This is a genomic window from Salinicola socius (genome assembly GCF_001937195.1).
Lineage (GTDB): Bacteria > Pseudomonadota > Gammaproteobacteria > Pseudomonadales > Halomonadaceae > Salinicola > Salinicola socius.
Map to the genome: position 1 here is coordinate 1 of NZ_MSDO01000054.1, position 1,118 is coordinate 1,118.

Annotated in this window: 4 tRNA genes; all 4 read right to left on the reverse strand. The window is 54.4% G+C overall.

The features are described from left to right. Window positions 1–352: 352 nt before the first annotated feature. The 4 genes from BTW07_RS18650 to BTW07_RS18665 all read right to left on the reverse strand — a co-directional run bounded on the left by BTW07_RS18650 (window position 353) and on the right by BTW07_RS18665 (window position 783). Window positions 353–427: transfer RNA gene (locus tag BTW07_RS18650), tRNA-His, on the reverse strand. 38 nt (window positions 428–465) lie between these two features. Next, window positions 466–540 (reverse strand) — tRNA-His (locus tag BTW07_RS18655). A gap of 45 nt (window positions 541–585) precedes the next feature. Next, window positions 586–662: transfer RNA gene (locus BTW07_RS18660), tRNA-Arg, on the reverse strand. Between the two features lie 44 nt (window positions 663–706). Further along, window positions 707–783, reverse strand: a tRNA-Pro gene (locus BTW07_RS18665). Window positions 784–1,118: the final 335 nt, after the last annotated feature.

Sequence of the window (1,118 nt, forward strand, 5' to 3'; positions counted from 1 at the left end):
TGATGCGACGTTCGATCTGAGATGTCGTCTCAACGGAAACTTGCATAGATGATCCTCTACCGACGGGGGCGTTCTGTGATTGCGACTCAAAAACCAGGCTTCAAAACTGTCATTTCAAAGCACTCATTTCTAAACAGGGGGCGATTTTATGAATCCCCATGCCTACTGGCAAGCAGACTAGCGCGGTAAATGGTGCTAATCGGGACGAAATACAAGTCCAGGGCCATAAAAATCGACTTTAGGCTACCTCGGCATCTCGCTGAAGCGTCGACAGGAAACGCCTGGCAGCGATAGATGACGTGCAGAATAGCAGGAGCAGTGTCAAAAAGAAGGGAGACAACCGGGGAAGAAATGGGGTGGATGATGGGGATCGAACCCACGACCACCGGAGCCACAATCCGGGGCTCTACCACTGAGCTACACCCACCATTTCTAAACTGTGGTCTTCAAAATCATGATCGGCAATGGGGTGGATGATGGGGATCGAACCCACGACCACCGGAGCCACAATCCGGGGCTCTACCACTGAGCTACACCCACCATACCGATTTTGCATCGACCGGGACCACTACACTGGATGGAGAGTGGCGCGCCCAGCAGGACTCGAACCTGCAACCTACGGCTTAGAAGGCCGTTGCTCTATCCGATTGAGCTATAGGCGCATTCCAATACCGGCTGCATTTTCATCAACATGAACGCGACGTCGTGGTCGGGGTAGAGGGATTCGAACCCCCGACATCCTGCTCCCAAAGCAGGCGCGCTACCAGACTGCGCTATACCCCGTAAGACGTCTGTCATGCCCGATGACTCTACGAGCCCTTCGATGCGCTGCGTATTCTACGGATCCTTTCTGTCGGGTCAAGCCTTTACGTGCACTTAACGTCGATTGACCCGATCGGCAGAAAGGCCAAAACCGGTACCAAATTCCACTTACGCTTCAGCTTACGTTGACTGCATCGCCAAGCGTGCGAAAATTGCCCGCTTCGTCGGTCCGCTACCGGCACCCTCAGGACTCAGAAAGGAAAGTCGATGACCGCTCAGTTGATCGATGGCAAGGCCATTGCCGGCTCAATCCGCAATCGGGTGAAAGTCGACGTGGAGCATCGAACCCAGCGCGG